Annotated in this window: 15 protein-coding genes; 10 read left to right on the top strand and 5 right to left on the bottom strand. The window is 59.9% G+C overall.

The annotated features are described in order from the left end of the window. The first annotated feature begins 111 nt into the window (after nucleotides 1–111). Genes FYK55_RS16370 through FYK55_RS16390 form a run of 6 tightly spaced genes read left to right on the top strand, consistent with a single transcriptional unit; the run spans nucleotide 112 to nucleotide 4978 of the window. On the top strand, nucleotides 112–891 hold the full coding sequence (locus FYK55_RS16370) for a hypothetical protein (RefSeq protein WP_150077513.1): 780 nt from the start codon (nucleotides 112–114) through the stop codon (nucleotides 889–891). Between the two features lie 16 nt (nucleotides 892–907). Then, complete coding sequence (locus FYK55_RS16375; protein WP_161604556.1) at nucleotides 908–1675, top strand: prolipoprotein diacylglyceryl transferase; 768 nt, start codon at nucleotides 908–910, stop codon at nucleotides 1673–1675. A 14-nt stretch (nucleotides 1676–1689) separates the two neighbouring features. After that, nucleotides 1690–1992 (top strand): hypothetical protein, encoded by a 303-nt coding sequence (locus tag FYK55_RS16380; protein ID WP_150077515.1) that lies wholly within the window; start codon nucleotides 1690–1692, stop codon nucleotides 1990–1992. A gap of 1 nt (nucleotide 1993) precedes the next feature. Further along, nucleotides 1994–2710, top strand: a complete 717-nt coding sequence (locus FYK55_RS29150) for a hypothetical protein (protein ID WP_161604557.1) — start codon at nucleotides 1994–1996, stop codon at nucleotides 2708–2710. 4 nt (nucleotides 2711–2714) lie between these two features. Then, nucleotides 2715–4232: a radical SAM protein gene (locus FYK55_RS16385; RefSeq protein WP_161604558.1), complete on the top strand. Its 1518-nt coding sequence runs from the start codon at nucleotides 2715–2717 to the stop codon at nucleotides 4230–4232. Nucleotides 4233–4267: 35 nt separating this feature from the next. Continuing rightward, on the top strand, nucleotides 4268–4978 hold the full coding sequence (locus tag FYK55_RS16390; protein WP_150077517.1) for an orotidine 5'-phosphate decarboxylase / HUMPS family protein: 711 nt from the start codon (nucleotides 4268–4270) through the stop codon (nucleotides 4976–4978). A gap of 116 nt (nucleotides 4979–5094) precedes the next feature. On the opposite strand, the gene FYK55_RS16395 is transcribed toward FYK55_RS16390, so the two are convergent. From FYK55_RS16395 to FYK55_RS16405, 3 genes are all read right to left on the bottom strand, one after another. After that, a complete protein-coding gene (locus tag FYK55_RS16395) occupies nucleotides 5095–6468 on the bottom strand; it encodes a DUF1552 domain-containing protein (protein WP_235908743.1) in 1374 nt (457 codons plus the stop codon). Between the two features lie 27 nt (nucleotides 6469–6495). Further along, the gene (locus tag FYK55_RS16400) at nucleotides 6496–9534 is read right to left on the bottom strand and encodes a DUF1592 domain-containing protein (protein ID WP_150077518.1); all 3039 of its coding nucleotides are present in this window, start codon (nucleotides 9532–9534) and stop codon (nucleotides 6496–6498) included. Nucleotides 9535–9930: 396 nt separating this feature from the next. Beyond that, a complete protein-coding gene (locus FYK55_RS16405) occupies nucleotides 9931–10788 on the bottom strand; it encodes a DUF6159 family protein (protein WP_150077519.1) in 858 nt (285 codons plus the stop codon). Between the two features lie 499 nt (nucleotides 10789–11287). Here FYK55_RS16405 and FYK55_RS16410 point away from each other — a divergent pair, with 499 nt between their 5' ends. The 4 genes from FYK55_RS16410 (at nucleotide 11288) to FYK55_RS16425 (ending at nucleotide 19145) form a co-directional block, all read left to right on the top strand. After that, nucleotides 11288–12685: a sulfatase family protein gene (locus tag FYK55_RS16410; RefSeq protein ID WP_150077520.1), complete on the top strand. Its 1398-nt coding sequence runs from the start codon at nucleotides 11288–11290 to the stop codon at nucleotides 12683–12685. A gap of 1244 nt (nucleotides 12686–13929) precedes the next feature. Beyond that, nucleotides 13930–16185, top strand: coding sequence for a DUF1549 and DUF1553 domain-containing protein (locus FYK55_RS16415; protein WP_235908744.1), 2256 nt, complete (start codon nucleotides 13930–13932; stop codon nucleotides 16183–16185). A gap of 12 nt (nucleotides 16186–16197) precedes the next feature. Continuing rightward, on the top strand, nucleotides 16198–17529 hold the full coding sequence (locus tag FYK55_RS16420; protein WP_150077521.1) for a DUF1501 domain-containing protein: 1332 nt from the start codon (nucleotides 16198–16200) through the stop codon (nucleotides 17527–17529). Between the two features lie 5 nt (nucleotides 17530–17534). Further along, nucleotides 17535–19145: a PPC domain-containing protein gene (locus FYK55_RS16425; RefSeq protein ID WP_150077522.1), complete on the top strand. Its 1611-nt coding sequence runs from the start codon at nucleotides 17535–17537 to the stop codon at nucleotides 19143–19145. Between the two features lie 30 nt (nucleotides 19146–19175). Here FYK55_RS16425 and FYK55_RS16430 read toward each other — a convergent pair whose 3' ends face one another. Both FYK55_RS16430 and FYK55_RS16435 read right to left on the bottom strand, forming a co-directional pair. After that, nucleotides 19176–19826, bottom strand: a complete 651-nt coding sequence (locus FYK55_RS16430) for a hypothetical protein (protein WP_150077523.1) — start codon at nucleotides 19824–19826, stop codon at nucleotides 19176–19178. A 334-nt stretch (nucleotides 19827–20160) separates the two neighbouring features. Next, complete coding sequence (locus FYK55_RS16435) at nucleotides 20161–20868, bottom strand: phosphatase PAP2 family protein (RefSeq protein ID WP_150077524.1); 708 nt, start codon at nucleotides 20866–20868, stop codon at nucleotides 20161–20163. Nucleotides 20869–20905 lie beyond the last annotated feature (37 nt).

Below are 20905 nucleotides of genomic sequence, written 5' to 3' on the forward strand. Positions count from 1 at the left end.
AATTGATTCGACAGTCGCTTCGCCTCGACTTTCACCGTTTTGCGGACCGTCGGACGCTTCGGTTTGGCGATCATCCTTACCCGATTCCGCGCGGCGGGAGGGCGCGACAACATGCGAATCGCGATCTTGCTGTTGAGCTTCCTGCCGTTTCTCTACTACGCATCCAAAGACAACGCTTTTCACTTTCGCGGCCGACGGGTGACGATGGCCGAACATTTGCTGCACCTGGCAATCGGCGTGACCCTGTTTCTGGTGTTCGCCCAGGCGGTGCTGGGAAACCTGGTCCTGATGACCGTGGCACTGATACTGTTCCTGATCGCCGGTGCGGTCGACGAGTACGTTTGGCACCGCGGGATCCCGGCCGAAGAGTCAGACCTGCACGCCAAGGAACATCTCGCGTTGCTGATCTTTGTCGTCGTGGCCTTGGTCGTCGACTGGTTGGACGGCCACCAGTGGACATTGCCACCAGAACTGTCCGGACCCTTCGGCTGGGAATCCGCGATCGACGGAGCGCCACGTCCGACTCACGCACACGATTGGTGGCGAGCGGTGGCGTTCCCGGCCTTTCTGCTGCCGTATGCTTACTACGGCCTGAATGACAACTTGCATCATTTTCGCCACCGCGCCGTCAGTTGGAACGAACGCCTGCTGCACGTGACAATCGTGCTTGCGCTGTTGACGGTCATTTCGCACGCGATCGCCGGGCACACCTCGCTGATGCTGGTCGGACTGGTGCTGTTTCTGTCGGCGAGATCAGCGGACGAATGGATCTTTCACCGACGTCTGCATCCCTCCGAGATCGAACAACACGCCAAGACCCACTTCGCATTTCTCGGTTTCTTGATCGCCGTCACCGCCACCGATGTGTTCGCGCGGCTGGCCGGAACCTGACTGTAAAAGAACGTTCATGGATCTTTCCATTCCCCACTTGTATCCACTTTACGCGTTGCCAGTGCTGCTGGCGCTGCTGGTGGGGATGTGGTTCCCCGTGACCGGACATTTGCGAGATCAGCAGCTGAAACGCCAGTACTACCGCGTGCAGCTGGTGACATTCGTCAGCGCGGTGCTGGGAGCCAAGCTGACTTTTCTATTCGGTGAGTTCCTGTGGCCGCTGCGTCCGCTGGACAGCTGGGAACAGGTCGTCTATTCGGGTCGATCGATTGTGGGGGCACTGATCTTCGGTCTGTTGGGCGCCGAGTTGGCAAAACCGTTCTTCCGCTATCCACTTCCGCCCAACGACCGGTTCGCCGCTCAGTTGCCGTTTGCCTTTGCGATCGGAAGATTGGGGTGCTTGTTCTCCGGATGCTGCCGCGGCACCCCCTTTGAAAGTCCCTGGTCGGTGACGTACTCCGACGGGATCGCCCGCCACCCGGCGCCCCTCTATGAAATCCTGTTTCAACTGCTGGCCGGGTGCGTGGCGCTCTGGCTGGTCAAAAAACAACGGCTGTCTGGCTGCGTGTTTTCGGTCTATCTGATGGCGTACGGGAGCTTCCGGTTTTTCTCCGAGTTTCTGCGTGAGACGCCGAAACCGATGGGCTCTCTGTCGGGATATCAATGGTTGTCAATTCTGATGGTGGTTTTGGGTGGGATTTTTTATCGCCGCAATCTGCTCCGAAGAGAACGAGATCGGCAGACGAACGACTTGTCTGACCCGACCGTCGCCACCAGCCTTTAACGGGGAACAATGGGATGTCGAATCATGAAAAACCCGGTGACGGTGGCGAGCAGCGGCAAAACCGTGAACCAAGCGGCGGAAAGCAAGCTGGCGACCAGCAGGCCGCGGAGACGCCGCCCGAAAACCCGTCGCCCTATGCTCGCCCGATCGAATCCACCACGCCCGGGCCGCGGCCCCAATCCGTTCCACGGAAATCACACAGCACAGCGGCTTCGATCTTCACCAGCCTGATCGTGATCAGCCTGCTGGCCGTGGTCGTCATTTTTGGGTTGTTCTTTGGCTTGTGCGTTGCCGGTCCAGGGATACAAGGAAACTGACATGTTCATCATCAACGCCATCAAGTCGCGGCTCCACCGCGATGTGGTTGCCAACCCGATCGCTCATGGTTGGGTTCTGAATCTTTACCTGCATGGGGAACGCTACCCGGAAACGGTGTGCGATTATTTCCAAAGCGAATTTGCTCCCACGCGTGACCTGGCGGACAGCATCGACCGCCACGCATCTGACGAAGCAAAGCATGTGCGACTTTACACCCACGCGTTGACGACGATTGGCCAACCCATCGTCCCAATTGCGCCCCCGTTCGTTTTCAACGATGTGGTCCGATCCTTCACTCCGGGGACGTTCCACGTCCTACCGGACGACCCCGACGAGGTCCGCCGTTTCAAATTGGCAAACTTCATGGCCCACGCCCATTTTCTGGAGAAGCGTGTCGGTCATTCGATCGAATACCACGCCGAAGCGTGCGGCGCTGGCGGCCGCGGTGCGGCGGAGAAATGTGTGTTCGCTGTCATGCGGGACGAAGCCCGGCACGTCGACTACACCCTGGAGGCGGTCCGCGACCTGGTCACCCGTCGACGGGCGACCGCGATCCTGGAAACACACCGGCGTGCCGAAGCCAAGGCCAATCTCCATTTTTCGCGCCGGCTGTTGCGGACGTTTCGACACCGCTTTGACGACGGGATTCGCCCTCACCAAATACTGCTCAATCGGATCTGCCAACTTTTCCTCGACGGAGCCGACCGGTTTGCGTGACAGGATGAAAATCTCGCTGCCCGTTTTGAATCTGGAATCCGCCCAGCCGTCCGATCTGCCCCTGACTCCGATTCGAACCCGCCTTCAGGGACTGAGTCAACGCGACGTCGTGGTGTGGTTCGAATTGCGTGACAGCGATCGGCTGCTGAAGACCACGATCAGCTTATGCCCGAGTTGCCTTCGGCATGTTCCCGCCGCCGTCTACACGGCCGACGGTCGCGTCTGGATCAAAAAGCAATGTCCGGAACACGGATTGAGCGAAGCGGTCATCGAGAACGACGAACAGTTTTACTTTCTGTCTAACAAGGATTGCTGCGGGAAGCGGTATCGCGACGACCGCTTGTTGACGTTCCCGACCTACCAGACGGGCTGCTGCGGCGGCGACCAGACCTGCGGAGACGGCCCGGCAAACGCCAGCGATCCGCGATTCCCGTGGACCGACCAGTCCCAAAACAAGAGTTGCACGGTGCTGGTCGAAATCACCAACGCATGCAACCTGAGTTGCAAGGTTTGCTACAGCGACGCCCGCGGCGATCGGGTCCTGTCACTGGACGCGTTTCGGTCTTACATGACGCAGTTGATCCACGAAAAGAACGGCTTGGACTCTGTTCAATTGACCGGTGGTGAAGCGTTGCTGCACCCGCAGTTTTGGGAAATGATCGGCTTTTTGAATGATCAACCGGGAGTGCGAAAGATCTACCTGCCCACCAACGGACTGCTGCTCGATCGTCCGGAAGTCGCCCAACGACTGGTACCGTTTCGTGACAAGTTGATGGTGCTGCTGCAGTTCGATGGCCACTCGGCCGACGCCAACCTCAATCTGCGTGCCGCAAACCCGACGCATGTTCGTGAAAGGGTGATCCAGCGGCTGGAAAAGTTGGGGATCGTCATGCAACTGACCATGACGCTGACTCGAGGTGTCAATGACGCTGAAGTCGGCTGGGTGATCGACACCGCCATGCGTCACTCCCATATCAAGTTGGTCGCGTTGCAGCCGGTAACCTACTCGGGACGTTACCAGCTGGCGCGAGAACCAATCGATCGATTGACTTTGTCGGACGTGGTGAAGTGCGTGACGAGCCAGGCAGCAACGCGGATCCGTGACCAGGATTTCGTCCCCATCCCGTGCAGCCATCCCAACTGCGGATGGTTGACGTTGTTCGTCCGGCGTCGGGCATTGAAATTCAACGTCACGCGACATGTCGATTTGGCCCGCGTGACCGAACAGGTCGCCTACAAAACCATCTTGGATCGGTCCCAGATTCGCAAGATGGTGGGATCCTCACGCCCGCAGTGGGGCAGCCGATTGCTCGGTGCGATCGGACGCCGACTGGTTCGACCAACGGACCTGTTCGGGATTGCGATCAAGCCCTTCATGGACTGCTACAACTATGACCAGGATCGGATCGCCAACTGCTGCCATCACTTGATGGACACCCACGGTCGCGCCGTTTCGTTTTGCGAGTACAATGCGCTGCTTCGTGAGCGAGATCCCTGGTCGGATCGTCCACGATTGGAATAAACGACCCGCGCCCGCTGGATAAGTTTCGCCTTGTCATGAAACCGATCGTACAGATTTCTCTTGACGTCACTGAGATTACCGAAGCCATTGAACTGGCCGAAATGGCAATGCGCTCCGGCGTGGATTGGTTGGAAGCCGGGACTCCGTTGATCATTGCCGAAGGCATGCATGGCGTTCGGGCACTTCGCGAACGATTCCCCGACGTCCCAATCGTCGCGGACCTGAAGACGATGGACGGCGGCTACCTGGAAGCGGAACTGATGGCCAAGGCCGGCGCGACCCACGTGGTGGTGATGTCGCAGGCCCACGACGAAACCATCAAGTGTGTGGTCCAAGCCGGAAAGGATTTTGGCGTCCGCGTGATGGGAGATAACCTGGCCAGCGAAAACATGGTGGACGGAGCCAAAAAGCTGGCCGATCTGGGATGCGATTTCGTGATCCATCACATCGGGTACGACGAGCGGCGTGGAATCGCCGCAGCCGGAGGACGATTCCCGAGCCCTATGGACCAACTGCGGGAGGTCGTCGCGGCGGTTCCCGTCCCGGTGCAAGCCGTCGGCGGCCTGTCCATTCAGCAGGCGATCCAGACGCCGCGTTATGGAGCCCCGCTGGTCGTTTTGGGCGCTCCGCTGACGATCGACGCCGACAGTTTCCAGACCGCCAGCGGCGACGTCGAAGGCGCCCTGCGTGAAATCTGCCAGCAGGTTCATGGCCACGGCGAAGTGCCGGTCGGCGGAACCGAATGAACCGCTGCACTGCAAAGCACAGCACTGCACTGTACTGCCCTGCCCCACCCTGCTCTGCTCCGCCGTGCGACGGTTCGGCATCGGCCGGCACGCCTGCCAGCAGCGGCGACGGCGGCTTACAGTCCTGCCAATCGCCGGTCGGAGTCGCCAAACCGATCTTGCTTGACGTCCATCCGATCCATGATCGACAGGTACATGCTGCACAGCCGTCGGTCGTCGTCGTCCTTGCCGACATAGTCAAGCACGCGACCGGTTTCCAACGTCCCGCGAAGACCGCCGGTCAATAACACGGGCACCTTGCTGGAGTCGTGCGCGTTGCCTGACCACATGCTGGAAATGAACAGCAGACAGGAATTGTCCAGCACGGTGGAGTCACCTTCGGGCATCGAGTCCAGTTTTTTCGCCAGGTAGGCATACTGACTGCAGTAGTAACGTGAAATCCGTTCGTACTCGTCGGACTTGTCACGGTGTGACGCAGAGTGGTGCGTGCTTTTGACATCCAGGAATGGGTAAAACAATCCGGACAGGTCACGGTTCAACAGCAGTGTCGCCACCCGTGACTTGTCGGTCTGGAATCCCAACGCCACGATGTCGCACATCAGCCGCATGTGATCGCGGATGTCTTCGGGCAGCCCGTCATCGGGACGCGGCATGCGGGCCAATTCTTTGCCGCGATCGTTGGCCCGTTCCTGCGCCTTTTCGCGTGCCGTCCGCATCGAAGCCGCACGCTTCTCGACCTCCCGAACGCTATTCAAGTATTCGTCCAACTTCGCACGGTCGCTGCGGCTGACGCGCAGTGCCAGCGACTTTGCGTCCTCGCGAACACGATCCAGAATACTCTCATTCCGCCGACTGCCCTGGTTGTCAAACAACGCGTCGAATGCCAACGAGGGATACACCTCCATCGGAACGGGCGACGTTTTGTTCTGCCAGGAAATGTGTGAACTGTAGGCCATTGAGAAGTTGGTCTCGTGATAGCCCGTCACCGGCTGCTCGCAACCGAGCACCAGGCTGGGAACGACCGTCTGATCCTGGAAATGGTTGGCCAGCACCTGGTCCATGCTGATGTCGCCGCGAAGCTCCGCGCCCCTCTGCAGCGAAGCCCCGGAAAGAATGTTTCCCGTCTGGCCCGGGTGAATCCCCACGTCGGTCGCATTCTCGTTGAACAGGCCGGTGATGAAATTCATCTTGTGCTTGATCGGCTCCATCGGTGCCAGGCTTTTGCCCAACTCCATCTGCTCTCCGGAACCCTTGGCCCACCAGTGATCACTGTTGATCCCGCAGCCCATGAAGACGGCGGCAAAGCGCTTGGGTGCGTCGGTCGGACTGCCGCCGACCACGGTCTCGCTTCCCCAGACCGGAATCGATTCCATCCACGGCAACGTCATTGCGACACCGGCACCGCGCAGAACCGTTCGACGCGACAGTCGCGAATCCACGGCTGCGGATCGGCCAGACGGCGTCCCGAAATTCAATTTGGATTGTTTCATCAGTTCGATCGTGTTTGGAAAACCGTGTTACCGTTCAAGTTTGACGTTGATTCGCTGGTTCAAAAACGCGGGGCTCGTGACAATGACTTCGACCAGCGAGGAGAATCGATGGTCGCTTTTCTCGAGCGTCGTTTTCATCTGAGCAATCGTCAACTCGTCAGAAAGTTGCAACGATCGGCTCAGGGCGTAGGTGAGTAGCTTCCGGCAGAAATTCTCGACAAAGTCGTCCTGCCGCTCGCGTCGAATGTAGTCCCGTAGCCCCGACAGTCCCTCACCCTCGCTGTCGTCGGGGAACATGACGTGAGAATCGACCGCGCGTCCACCGAAGTCTTCCAGTCGCCGCTCGCCGACCGGACCGTAGTTCTCAAACACCAGGCCGAAGGAGTCGATTCGTTCATGGCAGGCGGCGCAGCTGGGATCGGCGCGGTGCCTCGCGAGGGCTTCGCGTAATGTCAATTCGCCCAGCTTGGACTCATCTTCGGGCAACTCCGGAACCGCTGCCGGGGGCGCGGGAATCTGTTCCCCCAGAATGCGTTTGACGACCCAGTTACCACGTTTGACGGGGCTGGTGCGCAGTCCAGGTGAGTTTGCCGTCAGGAACACGCCCATGGGCAACAAGCCGCCGCGGCCAAACCGCCCGGTATTCTCCATCCGGATCCAACCGCCGTTGGTTGCCGACACCTTGTCGACTTGTGCCGCGTACGCATCGCTCATCCCGTAGTGGCGGGCAAGTTGTTCGTCGACAAACGTGAAATCCCCGTACAGCAGATCCAGCACCGAGGCCTGATCGGAAATCACATGCATCATCAACCGGATCGGCTCTTCGTACATGGATTGACGCAAGCCGTCGGTGAACCCCTGGAACCGTTCCCGGTCCACCCCGTTGTGTTCTTGAAACCGGCGAAAATCAAGCCAATTGCCGGCGAATTCCGTGACGAAGCCACGCGCCCGCGGGTCACGCGACATGCGCCGCGTTTGCGCTTCCAGGACGTCGTGTCGATGCAGCTCGCCTGCTCGGGCCAGGTCCAACAGCTCGTCGTCCGGCATGCTGGCCCACAGGAAGTAACTCAAGCGACTTGCCAAAGCAAAATCGTCCAGCGGCTGAATCTCCGTCGGTTGTTCACCGTCGCCAGAGCGGCTGGGCAAGTCCACCCGATAGCAGAAATGGGGCGACATCAACGTTGCGACCACACAATCCCGGATGGCTTCATCGTGACTGAGCCCATCTTGATCCCGCAACGAATGATAGAAGGATCGCAGCTGGTCACGCTCTGGCTGAGTCAACGGTCGTCGAAACGCCCGCTGGGCAAAATCGATCATCGCTTCGACGTGAACCGATTGCGACGCTTCCCATTGATCTTCCCACCACCGAAACGATTGCGACATGTCGTCGAAGTAGCGGCCGATGGCCTGCAGCGCCTCAGGATTGCCGCCCACACGTTCCGCTTTCTCCAAATAGGCGGCTTTCAGCCCCTGCACCTTGGCTTCCGAAGTGCAATCTTTGTCTTCGGCCCGGTAGCGGTCGAACTGCGAATCTCGCATGAAGCTGGAATCGGTTCGGTCGAACCAGATGAACGCCGCATACTGACGCTGCGGCGCCCTGCAGACAAAATCCAGCTCGGTCCACAAGCGGTCCAACTCGCGACGCTCCGCATCGCTGAGCATCAGATCGTACAGCGGAGCGTCGTCGCGAAAGTAGCCGGCCTGGTTGTGAAATCCCGCGCTCAAATAACGACCGGTCCGCTCCTTTTCCTCTTCCGGATCCAGATAGACGCGTGCTCGTTCGGAAACGTAAAACTTGTCGGGAAAAATCGAACAAAACTCTTCAAACGTTTGCTCGTATTGCTCCAGAGCGGCGGGATCATCGGGCAGTTTCATCGCCGCGGAAGCTTCCGAACCGGCCGGCAAGGAAAGATCGTCCAGCTTCGCTTCGATCACGTCCGGGGCACCTCCGGCGTAGCGACGACGATTGGCGACGAATTGACGGTTCTTCCACAGCACCAACGGTTGCGATCCGTCATGAACCTCTGGCGTCGTCAAGTTGCTGACGTTGTGGACCAATTGTCGGCGGAGCGTGACGATGAAGTCCCGCATCTGCTCGCACTGTTGCCTGGCCTGGGAGGTTGCTTCGGGTCCATCGCCGGTTGGAAGCTGACGCCACAAGTGTTGCAGGGCGGCGATCGGCCCTTGCTGACGTGGTGGACCCGTCAGGATTTGCCATAGCGTGGACGCGTAGCGGGCGCTGAGCGGTTTGGTCCCATCGGATTGGGCTGAATCGTGCTGGCCGCTTTCGCGAGCGGAAAGGAACTCTTGCAACGCCTTCCGATCCCCGTCGGTCCGCGAAGGATCGGCCTGTTGAAAATGCCATAAGGCCAGCAGGTAGTCGGCATAGTCGGTCCGCTGCCGATGGTAGAAATCGATGATTCGATTGACGCAGTACTTGTCGCGGTCCGTAAAAGTCATCACCGGGTGCGGCGCGAACTCCAGCCCTCCCGGGGCGAGCACGAGATGGTCCGAAACCATCCTCGCCGCTTCCAAGTATTTCTTGATCAGGGAAGGCGACATCGTCAACGATTCACCCGTGTTGTCGAAACCGGCCTCGTTGGCGGGATCCACCGGGAAGGACTCCGCCGGTCGGATATCAACACCTGTCAGATCGCGGATGGTGTAGTTGTACTCCGCATTACTCAACCGACGTGCCAGAACAATCCCCGGATCGCCGCTGGTGCGTTTGGCCTCCGAGTCGCGAAGTTCAGTGATCCAGTGCAGGACTTTCTTCACCTCCGAATCTGATGGCCGCTCACCGGCATCCGGAGGCGGCATCTCGCCGGCTTCCAAGCGATCCATCACGACCGCCCAGCGACGAAAGTTACCAGCCACCGAGGCGGCGTCTTGGTCGGCGGTCAGGTCCAGGTCCCCTTGAGCGTCGGCCGCGGAATGGCAATCCAAACAGTAGCGTTGGACGAACGGCTGGACCGATTTCTGAAAGCTTGAATCGAGCGTGTCCGCGGCACCGCTGCTGGGTAGCCAGATCAGAAGTGGCAAGAGAAGAAGCAGCAAACGCATAAGAACCTATTCGACGCGGCGATGGCCGGCGGGACGGGGTCAGTCGACAGACAGGGTGCGCCGTGAGGGTGGGGCGATCGCGCACCGGGCGGGTGGGCCCTCATTTTAACCGCCCCGCAGTCGATCTGGCCATCCGATTTTTCCGACTTGCCCCCCTCCACGGTCGCTCCGGGGCGCCGAGCAATTGCTCAGGAACGCCGAGCAATCGGCGAAAACCCGCCATTCGGATCAACCCGCATGGATCCAGAAAACCGTTCCAGATTCGGCATCGCCCCAGACTTGCCGCGGACTTGCCGCGAAAAAGCCGCGGCGCGTGGCGACCGGGCCCCGGCCAACAGCGGGGGCATTGGGAGTTGTCGGTGCTTTGCCGGCAATGATGTCGCGTCCGAAACCAGCTCAACGTGCCGCGAATGCACCACGCAGGTTGGAGGCCTCGAATCCACGGGGCGCGCTGCCACTGGATCCGTACATGTAAATCGCTGCCTGAACGATCGCTGAGAGTGCGCTGGACACAAGCGAAACGATCAGCAGTCCGATCACGCCGAACGCGAGCAGAGCAATTCCCAGGACGGCCGACTGGGACATCAAGACGCCGCCACCGATGATCAGTGCGATGCAAGGCAGCATCGCCAGGAAGCAAAAGAACCCGATTCCACCTTTCGCTCCCACGGCTTCACCCCAAGAGCTTTTCAGAATGGCGCCGGAGCGTTTGACCGCTTCAATCGGGCCGGCCTTTTCGATGACCAGCACGGGGACCACGAAGTACGTCACGGCAGTCCAGGCCATGCCCAACAGTCCGGACACGATCGCGCCAAACTTTTCGCTCTGATTCTCAATCACCCGCAGCACCAAACCGACCGTCGCACTGACCAGCGCCCATCCGGCAATTTGTGGCAACCGTGCCATCGATGCCGAGATGCCTTCTCCGATCGTCGGTCGCTCCCCGTAAAAGCTCTTCACCGCGCACGCGATCAAGGCACTGTTAAAGAACACGATGACAAAGTAGTTGACGAAGTAGAACGTGAACAGCACCGCCAGATAGAGAGGGTTCTCCATCGGATCCTGGGCCCGTTCCAGATCGTCCATCCCGAGATCCGCTCCGCCGGCCAGAAACAGGGGAATGGCAAACGACGCCATCACCAGCAAACAGCAGATGCCGCTCAACAGCGGGAACACCAATAAGTGTTTGTCGGCCTTGAGCACATGCCAACTCTGACGTGCGAGCTCAAAGCCGTTGCTGAATCTTTCAAACATTCCAGACGCTCCCGATCGGAGAAGAGAAGTGGTCCGGGCACACGTGGGCCCCCGCCGGGTGACGATTGTAGACCGCCCCGACGCCCGATGCGAGGATTCGAGGCCCCCCTGACGAACCGCCGATTCAAAACCGCTGCCGCAACCTGGCAGGGATCGTCCGCATGGAAAAATGAGCTGGCGAACGAGTCCAACCGTTCGATCCACACGATTTGCCTGCTCGCGGGTTAGAATGCTGGTCCGACTGGATTGCACCGCCGGGCCGGATCGCTCGAGTCTTGGAGGATGTTGCCCGTCCACCGTTGGTCCCGCGAGCGGCGTCTGATTGGTCGCGTTAGCGACGCCTGACTCCGCGATCGTCGGTTGCTCTCTGCGGCCAACGTGGCGTTGCCCGCTGGCCTTGTCCGGTGGCCATGTCTAGCGACTGGCCTTGTCTAGCGGGCTTTGTCTAGCGACTGGCGCTGTCCAGCTACTCCGTCCCTTCCCTGAAACGTGTTGACCGATGAAACGCCTGCTCCCCATCGTGCTTGGTCTGGCCGCAATGGCGGCGTCCCACGCGTGCGCCGCTGATGCGGCAAAACCAAATTTCTTGTTCATCATTGCCGACGACTGCACCTTCCGCGACATCGGTTGCTACGGCGGCCAGGCGCACACCCCCAACATCGACAAACTGGCCGGGGAAGGCATGCGGATGACGCATTGCTTCCAGGCGGCTCCGATGTGCTCGCCAACACGTCACAACATTTATACCGGTCAGTATCCGGTCAAAACCGGGGCCTACCCGAACCACACCGAAACCTACCCAGACGTCAAGAACATCACCCACTACCTGAAACCGTTGGGCTATCGCGTTGCCCTCTCGGGCAAAACGCACATCGGTCCACGTGAGGTGTTTGATTTCGAGTACAGCGGCAACCGAAACCCGGACATGCAGGCGGTGGACCAATTGATGTCGCAGTGCGCATCGGAGAACACACCAATGTGCTTGTTCGCTTGCAGCAACGAACCCCACACACCGTGGAATCAGGGCGATCCCTCGCGCTACCCTCCCGAATCGATCAAGCTGCCTCCGTACATCCCTGACACTCCGGTCGTTCGCGACGGCTACAGTCGGTACCTGGCCGAAATCACCTACTTTGATGACCAGGTGGGTCAGCTGCTGCAGATGCTGGACAAACACCAGTTGTCTGACAACACGCTGGTGATGGTCGTCTCCGAGCAAGGCAATTCGATGCCGTTTGCCAAGTGGACCTGTTACGACAACGGCCTGCAGTCGGCGATGGTCGTCCGCTGGCCGGGAAAGGTGAAACCGGGCTCGGTCACCGACGCCATGGTGGAGTACGTGGACGTCACGCCGACGTTCGTGGATGCCGCCGGTGGAACACCCGCTCCAGCCTTGGACGGAAAGAGCATGATGGGCGTTTTGACCGGGGCGACTGATGAGCACAAGCAGTACGTGTACGGAATCATGACGACCAAGGGCATCATCAACGGCAACGATTCGTACCCGATCCGATCCGTTCGATCACGAACGCACAAACTGATTCTGAATCTGCAGCCGGACCAGACATTTACCAACGCTTGCACGAAGTCGCCCGAGTTTCTCTCGATGGTCGAAGCAGCCAAGGACGGCGACGAGCCGTCGGAGCGAGCGGTGTTGCGCTACCAACATCGACCCGCGGTCGAATTCTACGACGTGATCAACGACCCCCTGGAAATGCACAACTTGGCCGATCATCCGGAGTTCGCCGATGAGATCGCTGTGTTGCGAAAGGAACTGGAAAGCTGGATGAAATCCCAGGGCGATCAGGGGGTTGAAACCGAACGCGTCGCGAACGCGCACAAGAAGAAGCGGACCCAGGCAAAGAACGCCGGCAAAAGAAAGAAACGCCGGCAATGATTTCGCCCCGGTCGGTCAGCCGGTCGGCCGGTCGGGAGTGAAAGCAAGACCCGCCCGATCGCAAGCCCGAGTTAAACCGCGATAGCAAAGCAAGCAGACAGATTTGCCACCGAGGTCACAGAGACCACGGAGAACGAATTCGTCGGCTCGGAGTATTCCTTTCGGGGGACTATTCCTTTCGTATTCCTTTCGGGGGACAGAGCACCAACAGAGACAACGGGTGCTGTGTCCCCGCACGGTCCACTGTTGGGGGACAGAGCACCAACGGGACAAAAGGAACTTTCGGGGGACAGAGCACGAGGTGCTGCGTCCCCGCACGGAGCCCAACGCGCCCAATCACAGGCCAGTTGATGCCGCGATAGCAAAGCAAGCAGACAGATTTGCCACCGAGGTCGCCGAGACCACGGAGTCCTTTCGGAGTCCTTTCGGGGGACAGAGCACCAACGGGACAAATGGTGCTGTGTCCCCGTACGGAATCGGATGCTGCGATAGCAAAGCAATCAGACAGACTTGCCACCGAGGTCACCGAGACCACGGAGGACGAATATGTCGGCTCGGTGCTCTGGGCGTGCTGTGTGGCTATTCCTTTCGGGGGACAGACACTTTCGGGGGGAAAGCACTTTCGTATCTCTTTCGAGTATTCCTATCAGGGGACAGAGCACCAACAGAGACAACGTCCTATCAGGGGACAGAGCACCAACAGAGACAACGGGTGCTGTGTCCCCGCACGGACCACTGGTATTCTTTTCGGGGGACAGAGCACCAACGGGACAAATGGTGCTGTGTCCCCGTACGGAATCGGATGCTGCGATAGCAAAGCAATCAGACGGGCTCCTTTCGGGGGACAGAGCACCAACGGGACAAATGGTGCTGTGTCCCCATACGGAATCGGATGCTGCGCTAGCAAAGCAAAGCAGACAGATATGCCACCGAGGTCGCCGAGACCACGGAGGACGAATATGTCGGCTCGGTGCTCTCGGCGTGCTCTGTGGCTATTCCTTTCGGGGGACAGAGCACCAACGGAGACAACTGGTGCTGTGTCCCCCTGCGGAATGCAGTGCCCCCGTGCGGCATGGTGGGTGCTGTGCCCCCCTGCGGAATGCAGTGTCCCCGCGCGGAATGCACGTGCGGCATGGTGTCCCCGTGCGGCATGCAAAATCTGTTCACCGGGGCTATTTTGTGCGGCGGGTGTCCCGATTCACTACAATGGGGATCCCTCCTTCCGCCCACCCCTCCCACCTGCCATGCGTTCCCGCAACGTTCCCCGTTGGTCCATTCGGCCATCCATGGTTGCCGCCGGCGCGCTGCCGATGTTGTTGCTGCTGTGGCCGCAATTCAGCGGCGTCGCTGCCGCCGATGCGCCACTGGGATCTCCTCCGAACCAATCCGACCCGGTCAGCTTCGAGCTGGACGTCCAGCCAATCCTCGCTGCGGCGGGCTGCAACGCCGGGGCCTGCCACGGCAAGCAGGGTGGGCAAAACGGATTCCAACTCTCCCTGCTGGGATTCGACTCCGAGTTTGATTTCGATTCGGTGGTCCGTCAGGCCCGCGGACGCCGATTGTCGATTTCGGCCCCCGCATCCAGCCTGCTGATCCGCAAAGCCACGGCCGAGATCCCTCACGGAGGCGGCGAACGGATCCAACCAGGCAGTGACCGCTACCAAACGTTGCTCACTTGGATCCGCCAGGGTGCCAACCGACGCACCGTCGATGAGCCGGTGCTGGAATCCGTCGAACTCGTCCGGGACGATTTCCTGCTGCAACCCGATGAGCACGCGGGACTGCAGGTCCTTGCCCATTACAGCGATGGGACCCAACGAGATGTCACCGCCGAAACGACTTACTTGTCCAATGATGCAGCCATCGTCTCGGTCGCTGCCGACGGCCAGATGAAGGCCGGACCGATTCCGGGCGAGACGGCCGTGATGGCGCGCTACATGAATCGCATTCGTGTCGCCAACGTCAACATTCCCCAGGCCAATCCGCTGCCGCCGGATTTCTACCCGCAGGCGCAACGAAACAACTTTATCGATGAACTGGTTTACGAAAAGTTGAAGCGGACTGGGGTGAAGATTTCGGACCCGGCCAGCGATTCCACCTTCCTGCGTCGTGTCTACACGGACGTCATCGGACGCTTGCCGACTCCGGAGCAGGCCCGATCCTTCCTGGACTCCAAATCGCCCGACAAACGCCTTCACTTGGTCGATGAACTGCTGCAGCGTCGCGAGTATGTCGATCACTGGGCCAACCAGTGGGCCGACCTGCTGCGTCCCAATCCGTACCGTGTCGGCATCAAAGCCGTCTTGAACTACGACAATTGGATTCGCGAGCAGTTCAGGGACGACGTCCCCTACGACCAGTTTGTGCGTCGGTTGGTGACCGCCAAGGGAAGCACGTGGCACAACGGCGCCGCAACGCTGTACCGTGACCGCCGCAGCCCCGAAGAGGTGGCAACGTTAATCAGCCAGCTCTTTTTGGGCGTGCGACTGGAGTGCGCCAAGTGCCACCATCACCCGTTCGAGAAATGGAGCCAGCGCGACTTCTATTCCTTCGCAGCGTTCTTCGGAAAGGTCGGTCGCAAGGGCACGGGCTTGTCACCTCCGATCTCCGGCGGCGAAGAGGTGATTTACGCATCGGACAAGGGAGAGGTCCGGCATCCAGTCACCGGCAACGTTTTGCCGCCCGAACCGTTGTTCGGTACCGCCGGCGGCGAGGCGCAGGAGGATCCCCGTGAAGCACTCGCTGATTGGATGACGTCCACAAACAACGACTACTTTGCCCAGGTCCATGCCAACCGGATTTGGGCGCACTTCATGGGGCGCGGCATCGTGGAACCGGTCGACGACCTGCGCAGCACCAACCCGCCCAGCAACCCTGCCCTCTTGGACGCACTCGCGCGCGAGTTCAGGGAGTCGGGCTACGACCAAAAGCACTTGATCAAATCCATCGTTCTGTCGCATGCCTACTCACTCAGTTCCATCCCGAATGAAACGAATCGCGGCGATCGTTTGAATCACTCCCGTCACTACCGTCATCGTCTGCGTGGCGAAGTGATCGCCGACGCGATTTCCGATGTCACGGAAACCGCCACGGATTATTCCGCTCTGGCTCCCCAATCGCGTGCCAACCAGGTCTGGACGCATCGCATCGATTCGATGTTGCTGGACACCTTCGGTCGCCCCAACGAAAACCAGGATCCTCCGTGCGAGCGGGTGTCCGATTCGTCGGTCACACAAACGCTGCACCTGATGAACTCTGTGGAGTTGGACCGCCGGGTACGATCTGACACCGGCCGAGCGGCACGGCTTGCCGACAGTGATCTTTCCAACGCGGCGGTTGTCGAGGAATTGTACTTGGCTTGTTTTTCTCGCCGCCCCACCCCGGAGGAACGGTCTTACGCCGAACCACTGCTGGGGATGACGAAAGGCGAACGTCGTCCGATCATTGAAGACCTGTTATGGGCGATGATCAATTCCCCCGAATTCATCATTCAAAACTGAAGGACAGCGCAGATGATTCAATCCTGGCGGAACCGCGATGGAACCACGCGGCGTGACTGTTTGCGTCTCGGGTTGGGCGGATTGATCGGCGGTGGTCTTTCCGGGGCATTGCGGGCGGCGGCTCGGGGCGCCGAACCGAGTGCGAACCCGCAACGACAGGCCGATGCCTGCATCCTGGTGTGGCAAGACGGCGGCCCCAGCCATTACGAGACCTTTGACCCCAAGCCGGATGCGCCGCTGGAGATTCGCGGTTCCTACGCACCGATCGCCACGCGGACGCCCGGAATCTTCTTCGCCGAACCGATGAAGAAGTTGGCGGCCCTCTCGGACTCCTTGGCGATCGTCCGTTCGATCCGGCACGATCAGGGCAATCACGGTGCCGGAAACCACTACATGATGACCGGCGCGCCGCCTCGGATTCCGGTCGGATGCGGCGCTTTCGTTAGCTTCCACCCCAGCTTGGGCAGCGTCGTCAGCAAGGAAGTCGGTGCCCCGCACGGCATTCCGGCGTACTTTTCGATTCCCAACATTTCCCGCTCCGGCGGCCCCAACTTCCTGGGCAGCAAGTACGCGCCCTTCGTGGTGCCGGACGATCCGAATCGCAGTTCCTTCCGCGTCCGTGACGTGACCATTCCGTCCGGTCTGACCGACCAGCGATTTCAATCGCGTCAACAGATTCGCAAACACGTCGACAATTTGCTGCGGCTGAACGATCCCGCGACCGGTGACCCCACATTGGCGGTCGATGAGTTCTATCAGCAGAGCATGCAGATCATCAGCAGTCCGGAAGCGCAGGCGGCATTTGACATTCACCGGGAACCTGATTCCGTCCGCGATGCGTATGGACGCGACCCGTTCGGCCAGCGTGCGTTGTTGGCTCGACGTTTGGTCAGCGCCGGTGTTCCCTTCGTCACGCTCTACCACGGCGGCTGGGATCATCACACCGACATCTTTCAATCCTTGGACAAGAAACTTCCGCCGTTCGAGTCAACGGTGGCTGCACTCATCGAGGACTTGAAACAGCAAGGCATGCTGCAGCGCACCCTGGTTGTCGTGTTGGGCGAATTTGGTCGAACGCCCAAGATCAATGAGCGTGGCGGCCGAGACCATTGGTCAAACGCCATGAGCGTTCTGTTTGCCGGCGGTGGGACAGCCGGAGGACAAGTCGTCGGCGCGACCGATCGCCAAGGATACGCTGCTGTCGAACGAATTTTGGCGCCGGAGAACTTTGTCAGCACGATCTACCGCAAACTCGGAATCGATCCGGGTCAGATCCTGTACACGCCCGAGGGTCGTCCGGTGCATTTGGTCAGCGACGCGACCCCCATCACCGAGTTGATGTGATCGTGATGCCGCAGTCTCGAATGCTCTGGCTGGCGACAATGGTGTTCGCCTGCCCGTGGCCGGCTTCGGTGCAAGCCCAAGTCAAACTGGACCGGATCTTTCCGCCGGTGGTGGCCGTGGGCGCCGCAGGCGACTTGACCGCCGAAGGAGAATTCCCGAGCTGGCCGGCAGAGATCATCTGCGACCGCACCGACTTGGAGTGGAGCGTCGGCGACAAACCTGGCCAACTGCACGTCCGCGTCCCGGCGGAGTCCGCGCCGGGCGTTGCCTGGATTCGCTTGCACGATGCAACTGCGGCGACCTCGCTCGTCCCGCTCTTGGTTTCCACTGCTCCGGTGACTGTGGAGCACGAGCCGAACGATCGCCGCAGCGAAGCGAACGCGCTGACGCTGCCCTGCACCGTCGCCGGACGTCTCGCCAAGCGAGGCGATAGCGACGCGTTTCGAGTTCCGCTGAAACAAGGAGACCGGTTGGTCGTTTCGGCGACGGCCCATCAAGTCCTGCGGTCGCCGATGGATGCGGTGTTGCAGCTAACTGACCCGCAAGGCAATGTGCTGGCGCAATCGGACGACGTCCGCGGCTTGGATCCCCAACTTGTCTACGAAGCGCCGGAGACGGGTGACGTCCTGATTCGGATCTTTGCGTTCCCCGAGACCCCAAACAGCACGATCGACTTTTCCGGATCCCCGTCGTTCGTTTATGTCCTGGACGTTACCACGGGCGCGTTTCTGGACCACGCCGTCCCTGGACAAGACGCCGTCCTCGGCTTTGGCTACGGGCTGCCATCGCCGGCGAAGGTGGTTGTCCAACCGGCGACGGATGTTTCTCCGCCGGTTGGTTTTGTTCATGACGCACTGGGCTGGTGCTGGTTGCCTGTTACCGACGAGCAAACGTCCACAATTGTCAGCCAAGATGCCAAGTTCACGACGCTTCCGGCGATTGGACTGGGACACCTGAGCGGCCCCGACGACCTGGCTCGCTTCCGTTTTGAGGTGCGCAAAGGACAAACCTATCGGGCTGCCGTCGATTCGAGAGCGATGGGTTATCCGATCGATTCCAACCTCAGTCTCTACGAAACTTCTCCGCGACGCCTGATCGTCAGCAATGATGACGCATCGCGCAGCAACTTCGACGCCGAACTCAAGTTCACTGCTGAGAAGGATTCGGAGGTCGAAGTTGTTTTGTCGGATCGAGTGGCGGGGTTCGGCCCCCGGCATCTGTATCGGTTGCACATCGCCGAGTTCGAACCGGATTTTCGACTCTCCGTCGCCGAAGACCATTTCAACCTTTCCGCGGACGGCCCCGCTGCTGTCACCGTTTCGGTCGACCGCGACCGGGGGTTTGATGCCATGATCCGTGTGTCGGCAATGGGGCTGCCCGACGGGGTGACCTGCGAATCGGTGATTTCGGAAGCGAAAGGTGACACGGCAAAGAAGGTGACGTTGAAGCTGATGTCGACCGGCAAAAAACCTCGCCGCGGATCGTTCCAGATCGTCGGTGCCGCGCTCAATGGTGAAAAGCAGCCTGGGGGATTGGAGCGAAAGGCTGCGCTTGCGTTGCGTCCTGCCGTGCCCGTCAAAACGTTCTCATTGACGGGCCCGGCGGTACCTGAGTGATCTCCGTCGAGCGGTGTCCGGGCGCCGCGTCTACCGGAGAATCTCGTTCCAGAAAGGCACGGGATTGACCAGCTCGGGATCGGCGGGGTAGATGTTGATTTCGTAGTCTCCGGCTGGATCGTCGCTGCGCGACTCGTCGTCATCTTCGGACTCATCTTCTTCGTCAGGTGTTCCCTGCAGGATCTGATCTTCGATGGGTCCACCGTTGGGATCGAAACCAGCGATGCTGTCATACCCGTCGTAGTCGGTTCCGAGGGTTGAGTCCCACGGATCGACGATCGGAATCGGACCGTCACCTTGTTGGATCAGCATCTTGCCGACGGGCGAATCCCACAGATTGGGAATCATTGCCTCGCCGCCCATGTCGGCAAATTCGCGGGCCAGTTGTTCGGCAATGTCTTTGGGCTTGGCCGTTTCTCCGTTGGCAGAATCGTCCGGGTTTGGATCACCCGCATCGGGGATTGGCCACTCCATGTAGACGCTGCCGAATTCGGTCTCCCATTTGACCCAGTAAGACCACTCCGAATGTCCGTCTCCGTACACGTGTTCAACAACCGCGTGCGTCGTCCCCGTGGATCCGTCGTGCATCTGCCACCAGACGATCGGTGTGGGATCCGCCCAGGCGGCACCGGCGGACAGAAACAGTGAGAACAACATCGCGGCAATGGATTGGCGAAACATGTCGGGTCTCCTGAGAAAAGCATCTTTGGAAAAGAGTGGAATGGGAGGCGATGGATCGGCTTTGGCCTCGCCTGACCGCCGATCGGATGCCCACCCACGTCGCCAAGCGGTCAGACGTCACCCGAGTTACAAACTTTTCCAGGATTCTTTTCGACCCGATAGGTTGTCGCTGCAGCCAACATCCCCTGCGTCCCCGTTGCGAATCGATCCTCAACGAGGCGATTGGAAGTCCACTCCACGCTGACGCCCGCCCTCCTTCAGCGTTGGAGGGACTTTAGCGTTAAAAGGACTTGAGCGTTGGGGTGAAGTCGGTGCCCCAAGGCAGCCTGACGCGTCAGCTGTCCACTTCTGGATTCTGATGAAAACGCTGGCCCAGCCATCGAAAGACCAGCCAGGACGCGGCCGCCCAGGTCACGCCAAACATCCACCCCCCCAAAACGTCGGTCGGCCAGTGCACGCCCAAGTACACCCGGCTGCAGCCGACCAGAATGGCCAAGAAAACAGCCACCGCCAGAAAGTAAACCTTCAGTTTTCGACGTGGCTGCACGCGTGCGACCAGGGCCCCCAGCGTCAGGTACACGAGGGCCGACATGGCGGAGTGACCGCTGGGAAAACTTTTGGTGTAGACCTCCGTCTCGTGCTGGACCAGATCGGGCCGCGCCCGATTGAATGCGGACTTCATTCCCGTGCTGACAAGCGTCCCGCCCACGATCGCGACAATCACAAACAGCGACACCCAGTTCTGCTTGGCCAGAAAGAGGTAGCCCACGACGATGGTGGTCACGAACATCAACACGACCACGCTTCCCAGGGCCGTGACGTCTCGAGCCATCTCTTCAAACCAGCTTGGTCCCAGCGGGTCGCTGGCGTCATTGGGCTGCCGGAGCGAAAGCAAAATCTGGCGATCCAACGTCATGCTGTCACCCTCGGTGACTTCATCAGCCAGTTCGACAAAGCCCCAGATGCCGGCCCCCACAATTCCCACCAACACCGCTGTCGCCAATTCATGTCCGCGGATCCAGCGTAGAAAACGACCCAGCATGCGTTAATCCTCTCGAAAATAGGGTGCAATCCGCGGT

Origin of the sequence: Roseiconus nitratireducens (genome assembly GCF_008629675.1) — a bacterium.
GTDB classification, from domain to species: Bacteria; Planctomycetota; Planctomycetia; order Pirellulales; family Pirellulaceae; genus Stieleria; species Stieleria nitratireducens.